This window comes from Amycolatopsis sp. NPDC003676 (genome assembly GCF_053587275.1).
Genome location: NZ_JBSFNS010000052.1, coordinates 49,521 through 56,555, shown reverse-complemented (window position 1 = coordinate 56,555; position 7,035 = coordinate 49,521). Strand labels below are relative to the sequence as shown.

7 protein-coding genes are annotated in these 7,035 nt (G+C 68.1%); 3 read left to right on the top strand and 4 right to left on the bottom strand.

The genetic code is table 11. From position 1 onward, the window contains the following. Positions 1–233 precede the first annotated feature (233 nt). On the top strand, positions 234–713 hold the full coding sequence (locus tag ACWDNU_RS26965) for a carboxymuconolactone decarboxylase family protein (protein ID WP_449670942.1): 480 nt from the start codon (positions 234–236) through the stop codon (positions 711–713). 195 nt (positions 714–908) lie between these two features. On the opposite strand, the gene ACWDNU_RS26960 is transcribed toward ACWDNU_RS26965, so the two are convergent. From ACWDNU_RS26960 to ACWDNU_RS26945, 4 genes are all read right to left on the bottom strand, one after another. After that, entirely contained in the window at positions 909–2,534 is a 1,626-nt protein-coding gene (locus ACWDNU_RS26960) for a hypothetical protein (RefSeq protein ID WP_449670941.1), read from the bottom strand. Positions 2,535–2,648: 114 nt separating this feature from the next. After that, positions 2,649–3,590, bottom strand: a complete 942-nt coding sequence (locus tag ACWDNU_RS26955; protein WP_449670940.1) for a hypothetical protein — start codon at positions 3,588–3,590, stop codon at positions 2,649–2,651. Positions 3,591–3,687: 97 nt separating this feature from the next. Continuing rightward, positions 3,688–4,032, bottom strand: a complete 345-nt coding sequence (locus ACWDNU_RS26950; RefSeq protein WP_370934996.1) for a PadR family transcriptional regulator — start codon at positions 4,030–4,032, stop codon at positions 3,688–3,690. Positions 4,033–4,082: 50 nt separating this feature from the next. Then, positions 4,083–4,484 carry a RidA family protein gene (locus ACWDNU_RS26945; RefSeq protein WP_449670939.1) on the bottom strand — a complete coding sequence of 134 codons (402 nt, stop codon included), beginning with the start codon at positions 4,482–4,484 and terminating at the stop codon, positions 4,083–4,085. A gap of 93 nt (positions 4,485–4,577) precedes the next feature. On the opposite strand from ACWDNU_RS26945, the gene ACWDNU_RS26940 reads away from it, so the two are divergent. Beyond that, the gene (locus ACWDNU_RS26940; RefSeq protein WP_449670938.1) at positions 4,578–5,552 is read left to right on the top strand and encodes a helix-turn-helix transcriptional regulator; all 975 of its coding nucleotides are present in this window, start codon (positions 4,578–4,580) and stop codon (positions 5,550–5,552) included. 119 nt (positions 5,553–5,671) lie between these two features. Beyond that, the gene (locus tag ACWDNU_RS26935) at positions 5,672–6,979 is read left to right on the top strand and encodes a lipase family protein (RefSeq protein WP_449670937.1); all 1,308 of its coding nucleotides are present in this window, start codon (positions 5,672–5,674) and stop codon (positions 6,977–6,979) included. Positions 6,980–7,035 lie beyond the last annotated feature (56 nt).

Sequence of the window (7,035 nt, the reverse complement as noted above, 5' to 3'; positions counted from 1 at the left end):
GCCGGCCCGCCCGCCCCCCCCCCCCACGGGTTTTGGAAAGCCGCCGGGCCGGGGGGCGGGAAACGCCCGTGCGGGCAACCCTGAGGGAATCTGATTCCCTCAGGGTTCCCCTCACGGACCTCGGCATTGCGGAGCAGGCCGGGCGGGTGCGACGCGGGTCACACCCGGAGTTGTCACATCCGGCGGGCGGGCGGCATCTCATGGGCATCCGCTTCACCACACTGGAGGATCTGATGAACGCACGCTTCGACATGATGACCAACGACCTCGGCAAGTCGCTCGGCAAGCGGTTCGCCGGGCTGAGCATGCTGCTGCGCAACTCGTCGCTGCCGACGTCGACGCAGGAGCTGGTTTCGCTGCGGGCCAGCCAGATCAACGGCTGCGGCTTCTGCACCGACATGCACACCAAGGACGCCGCCGCGGCGGGCGAGACCGCGGAACGGCTGCACCTGGTCGCCGTCTGGCGCGAGGCGACCGTCTTCACTCCGGCCGAGCGGGCCGCGCTCGCGCTGACCGAGGAGGGCACCCGGATCGCGGACGCCGGCGACGTTTCCGACGCGACGTGGGCGCAGGCGCGCGAGCACTACGACGACGACCAGCTCGCCGCGCTGGTCATGCTGATCGGCCTGATCAACGCGGCCAACCGGATGAACGTCATCGTGCGCACGCCGGCCGGGCTGTACCAGCCGGGCCAGTTCGCCAACGTCAGCTGACCCGGGCCGGCCGGGGGAACACGGGGCGCCGCCGAGCAGCGGTGGGACTCGGCGGTGACCCGTGCGCTTGCCGGTTACCGGGCAGGTCCGCGTGCTTTCAGCGCGGAAGAAGCCGGGGATGCGGTGCGGGCAGGTCCCTCTCCCCAGCCTGCGCCGCTCCCCCGGACTCGGCAACCGGGGGTTCCGCCGGACGGATCACGGGTTTCCGCAGAACTTCCGCTCGGCGGCGAACGGGTCCGGCGGCACGGTCACTCCGGTCCGGTGCACGGCTCCGGTGAGATTCGCCCAGAACCTGCCCGGCGACATCGGCTCGCGCGTGGACCGCTGGATCTCCGCCAGATCTCCGCAGCTCAGCGCGTGCCGGGCGGCGGCGACCTGGTCCGCGGTGATGTCCGCGCGCATCGCGAAGTTGCCTGAGCTGAGGACCGGGGCTTCTGGGTCCGCGTAATCCGCCAGCAGCCACGCGTTGCTCAGCGGTTTCGAGTGTCCCGGCTTCACGGTGGGGAACTCGAACCGCGCGCCGATCGGGTTGGCGAGGCCCCAGAAGTCGACGACACCGACGTCCACCGGTGAGATGACACCGACCGTCCCGAGATATACCCCGATCACCATGCTCTTCGACGGGACGTCCGCGCGCAGGCGTGCGGTAAGGATCCGCTGGTGCGGGTCTTCGTAGATCAGCGTGCGCGGACTGACGGCGTCGTTGAGATATTTCATCCTCGGCGTGAAATCCGCCGATTCGGTGGGATAGGTCTGGCCGGTCCACGCGTGGTAGTAGCCGCGTTCGTCGTCGATGAGCTTGCCGTCTTGCGGGATGAACTGCCCGATGCTGGCGCAGAGAACCGCCCAGGCCAGCAGGACGACGCCGATCACGCGCGTTTTCTTCGCCGCCGGAAGCACCAGCACCGGCAGCATCAGCAGGAAGAAGATCGGCAGCACCATGCGGGCGTGCATGTAGTCGCCGCCGACCTTCAACAGATATGCCAGCGACAGCACACCCGCGACCACCGGGGCGAGGGTGACGATTCGATCGCTGCTTTGCCTCCGCAGCACCCCGGCGAGCAGAACCGCGCAGAGCACCAGCGGCAGCCACAGCAGGTACGGGTTCGCGAAGTCGCCGACGTAGTCGAATCCGCGCGCCCAGAAGGATTCGCTCGCGTTCTTGGTGAGCGCGGGCATCGGCACGAGGATGCCGTAGAAGCCCATGCGGAAGATCTCGTACCCGACCGGCAGCGCTCCGGCGGCCCCCACCGCGGCGAGGGTGACGCGCCAGGTCGGCTTCGTCACCAACCACAGTGCCACCAGGAACACTGCCGCGACCAACGTTTGTTCGGGACGGACCAGCGGACCCAAGCCCATCACAAACGCTGCTGTGACAACAGATTTGGCTGACTTTCTGTCGCGCAGCCTCACGAGCAGCCACCAGCAGAGCGCCATCCAGAACGTGTTGAGCCCGGTCTCCAGCCCGGACGTCGCGTACTGCCACACCGGCCGCACGCCCAGCAGCGCGAGGATCCCGCACGGCACCATCGCCGCGACGTGTCCGCCGTGCAAGCGGCTCGTCGCGCTCACCGCGAAGCCGAACCCGGCGGCGGTGAGGAGCAGGCCGAGCATCCAGGACAGCGTCGAGGTGTCCGACTGGCCGAACACGAACCCGGCGAATGCGAGCAGCCATTGCCACAGCGTGCTCGTGGACGCCTCGGCCCGTTCGCCGACGTTGTAAACCGGTCCGTTCCCGGCGAGGATCTGTTCGACGATTCTGGTGAAGATCAGGGCGTCGTCACAAATCCAGCGAGTGAAATAGCCGAGAATGGCGATCAACAGGATCGCGCCGACGGTTATCCAGCTATTTCTTCGCCGGTAATTCCGGACGGAAATCGGCTGTTTTACGGCGCGCGGAAGCGCCCTTGGCATTGTGTCCATGGAAAATCCTTGCTACGAGAGCGTTCGGCGGAAGTCGAAGATTCCGGCCGCGATCAGCGCCACGATGCCCGCGCTCACGAGCGCCACCTGCACCAGCTCCAGCGCCTCGAAGCCGGCCGCGGCCATGGTGGCTTTAAGGACAAGCGACTGGACCAGCACCAGCGCACAGCACGCCGCCAGCGCAAACGACCACGAGGGAGAGCGTCGCCGGAAAGCGAAATAGACCGGGATGACGAGCACCGCCGCCCACGTAAACCAGGAAAGCCCGCGCAGGTCTGATCCGCCGAAGAAACCGAAGTAGAGTGCCGAAGCCGTAACCCCGAGGAAGGCAGGCCACCATTTCCGCGCGGACGGCAGTGGCGCGCCGATATGGAACCCGGCGATCATCAGCAGCAGCGGCAGCCATTGCGGGATGAAATAGCCCAGCAGATCAGGACTGAAACTGAACGAATACTGATACAGGAAGGCCGCGAATCCGGCGATCAGCACCACGCCGGCGACTCCTCGCGCGGCCCGGCGCCGCCCGGCGAAGAGGAGCGCGAGAGGCGCGACGGCCGCGACGGCCAACGCGACGTCGTGCCATATTTGCTGGGCGGACTGCGAGGCGTAGAGCGACATGGCCGCTTCGACGGGGGATCCGGGTGCCGCGTAAAGGCGGCTTGTCCGAGAAAAGCCGAGTGCGTCGTATAAATCGTGGCCGAGGGAGAGGACGCTCTTCATCACGCCCCAGAGAAGCCCGAGCAGCGCGACCAGCCGGACAGTGTCGCCGAACGCGACCACGCGAGCCGGGGCTGAGCCAGCAGCCAGCCGGGCGCGCAGGCCCAGACCCAGCATCGAAAGCAGTTCGCGGCCTTCCGCGAGACGGCCGCCACCGGCCTCCCGCGCGTCGAGCAGGGTGCCGACCAACTCTTCCTCGCGGTCGGCGCGGTACCAACGGGGCAGCAGTCGCACCATCCGGCGGCACCGGAGTTCCGGAGCGGTCATGATCTGGCCGACCGCTCGACCCACTGCAAGACTCGCGCCGGGTGAGAGCGCTGAAGCTCGGGAGCGGTCATGCTCCGCCCCCGAGCGCCCAGCCCCGCGCCCGCAGCACCGAATCCGCCGCGGCGGCATTCGCGGCCAGCCGCCGGGCTTGCTCGGCCAAAACGCGGCCGCCGAGGTCGGTCAGCCGGTAATAACGCCGCAGCCGGCCCTGGTGGATCTCCTCCTTGTCTCGCTCCGCCCAACCGTCGGCCACCAGCCGGTCCAGCACGCCGTACAGCGTGCCGACCCGCAGGCGGACTCGGTTTTCCGACAGCTTTTCGACGGCCTGGACGATGCCGTAGCCGTGCTTCGGCTCGTCGGCGAGCGCGGTGAGGATCAGGAAGACCTGCTCCGACATGCCTCGTTCGGTCACCCGTCCATATATATCACGTCGCGATATATGCGGATGGCCGAGACAACGGGCTACTGCCCGGCGACGGCCGTTCCCTCCAGCTCGACCAGCAGGGTGGGGATCGCCAGCCGGGTCACGCCGAGCATCGTGGCCGACGGGGCGACCCCGGCCGCGGCCAGCCGGGCGGCGAGGGCGCCGTAGTGCTGGAAAAGCTGGTCGACGTCGGTCGTGTAGACGTTGAGCCGGACCAGGTTTGCCAGCGTCATGCCCGCTTCGGCGAGCACTTCCTCCAGGTTGTCGAGACTGAGCGCCACCTGCTTCGCCATGTCCCCGGCGTGCTGCGGTTCGCCGTCGGCGTTCATCGCGGTCTGCCCGGAGCAGTACAGGGTCCGGACCGGTCCGGACACCAGTTCGCCCTGGTGGTATCCCATCGCCGTCGACCACGCCCACGGGTTGACAGTCGTTCGCTCCACTACTTGCTCCATTCGCGTTCTCGGGCAGTACGCGGAGGAGCTTGGCAAGCAATACCCGACATCCTGTGTCGCGTATTGGGTAGAATTTCCGGTATGCGCGCCGACCGGTTGGTCTCGCTGGTCCTGCTGCTGCGCCAGCGCGGCCGGCTGTCCGCGGCCACTCTCGCTCGCGAGCTGGAAGTCTCCACTCGCACGGTGCTGCGGGACATCGACGCGCTGTCCGCGGCGGGCGTCCCGGTCTACGCCGAACGCGGGCGGAACGGCGGATTCGCGCTGCTGCCCGGATTTCAGACTGAACTCACCGGGCTGAACCACGACGAAGCGCTCGCGTTGCTGGTCGCCGGAGCACGCCGCGGCGCGCAGGCGTTCGGTCTCGGTTCGGCGCTCGCTTCGGCCATGCTCAAGGTGGTCGACGCGCTGCCGGAAAGCCATCGGACCACGGCCGCGGGCGTGGCCGAACGGTTGCTCATCGACCCGGAGATCGACCTCCTCTCGCGCCGCGCGGTCGCCGAGGAGGTACCGGACGCGGTGGTGGCCGAGATCCGTCGCGCGGTGTTCGCCGGACACCAGGTGCGCATCCGCTATCAGGCGGTCAACCAGACTCCTCAGTGGCGCACGGTGCACCCGATTGGACTGGTCACCGTACGGGAGCTGGGATATCTGCTGGCCACCCGAGACGGCGAGGACCGGACGTACCGGCTGTCGCGAGTGCTGGCCGCCGAAGAACTCGACGAACCAGCGCAGCGGCCCGATCGGGTAGACCTCGGCCGGGCCTGGCAGGAACGCAGCGCGCGATTCCGGACCGGCGGCGACCAAATCGTCGCGCTAGTCCGAATTCGCCCGGCGCAGCGCGAAGAACTGGCCCGCACCGCGCTCGCCATTCTCGCCGAGGAACCCAGCCCGGACGGGTGGATTCGGCTGGAGGCGGCTTTCCAGGATTCCCGGCACGCCGAATGGGCATTGTGGCAGCTCGCCCGGAACGCGGAAGTCCTTGCGCCGCAATCGTTGCGTGCCGCGCTGCACCACCGCGCCGCCGCGATCGCCGCCGCCTACGCGGGACCCGCCTGACTCCTCGGCACCGGCACTGCCTGCACATTCCGTAGTTGTGCGGATACCTACTCACTGGTAAGTTACCCGCCAGTCGTGATCCACATCATGGTTCGAACTTCATGGTTCAAAGGGGAGTCATGATCCGGAAACCCGTCCGCGCGTTGATCGCCGCCGCCGCTCTCGCGATCACCTCCGCCGTCGCGCTGCCCGCCGCCGCCTCGGCTGATTCCTTCTACAGTTACGACGGCAGCACGCCGCTTTCGTCGTATGCGCCGGGCACCGTATTGAAGACGCGGACGTTGACATATCACGTCTTCGGCTTCCCGACCCCAGTACAGGCCACCCAGCTGCTCTACCGGACCGCCGACGCGCAGGGCAATCCCACCGCGAACGTCACCTCGGTCGTCCGCAATCCCTTGGGCGGCAACGGAAAAGTCGTTTCGTACCAGTCCGCGTACGACTCGCTCAGCCCCGAGGACGCACCGTCCCGCGCGATCGCGGGCGACGTCCGGCTCGGCGGCGTGCTGCCGAACGCCGAATCGCTGCTCATCGCACCGGCGCTCGCGCTCGGGTACAGCGTCGTCATCCCGGACACCGAAGGCCCGGCCGCCGATTTCGCCGCGGGTCCCGAATACGGTCAGACCACTTTGGACTCCATCCGCGCCGCGACGCACGCGTCCGGCACCGGAATGAACGAATCCACCAAGTTCGGTCTCATCGGCTACTCCGGCGGCGCGATCGCGACCGGCTGGGCGTCGGCGATCGCCGCGAGCTACGCGCCGGACGTCGAGAAGAACCTCGTCGGTTTCGCCGAGGGCGGGGTGCTCGTCGACCCCGCGCACAACCTCAAGTACGTCAGCGGCAGCCCGGTCTGGTCCGGCGTGATCCCGATGGCGCTGATCGGCGTCTCACGCGGCTACGGCATCGACCTCAAGCCGTACGCCAGCCAGTACGGCCTGAAGGTGCTCGCCGAGCTCGAGCACGCGTCGATCGCACAGGCGCTCGGCCACTACCCCGGGCTGACCTGGCAGAAGCTGGTGAAGCCGGAGTACGCGGATCCGGATTCGGTGCCGCCGTTCGTCGACGCGGTCAACAAGGTGAACATCGGCTCGGCCGCGACGCCGTCGATTCCCGGGTTCATCGCGCAGGCCAACAACGGCGCGCTCGAAGGCACCGTCAGCAACGAGCCGGGCATCGGAACCGGCGACGGCGTGATGGTGGCCGGCGACGTCCGCGCGCTCGCGAATCAGTACTGCGCCACCGGAAACACTTCGATCAAGTACACGCAATACGACGCGCTGAGCCACGCCACCGCGCTCCCGGCGTGGGCCCCGACTGCGATCGCCTGGCTCGGCGACCGGTTCGCGGGCAAGGCCGCGCCTTCCAGCTGCGGGCACATCCCGCCGGGGAACTCGCTGGAACCGGAGCAGCACACCGGGTCCTGACCGGCTGATCCAGGCAACGGTTCGGCGACGAAATCCCTGCGACTGCGTCACCTTCG

Coding starts and splice junctions, on each gene's coding strand:
- ACWDNU_RS26940 (WP_449670938.1), top strand. CDS start 4,578: ATGCGCGCCGACCGGTTGGTCTCGCTGGTCCTGCTGCTGCGCCAGCGC.
- ACWDNU_RS26935 (WP_449670937.1), top strand. CDS start 5,672: ATGATCCGGAAACCCGTCCGCGCGTTGATCGCCGCCGCCGCTCTCGCG.
- ACWDNU_RS26965 (WP_449670942.1), top strand. CDS start 234: ATGAACGCACGCTTCGACATGATGACCAACGACCTCGGCAAGTCGCTC.
- ACWDNU_RS26955 (WP_449670940.1), bottom strand. CDS start 3,590: ATGGTGCGACTGCTGCCCCGTTGGTACCGCGCCGACCGCGAGGAAGAG.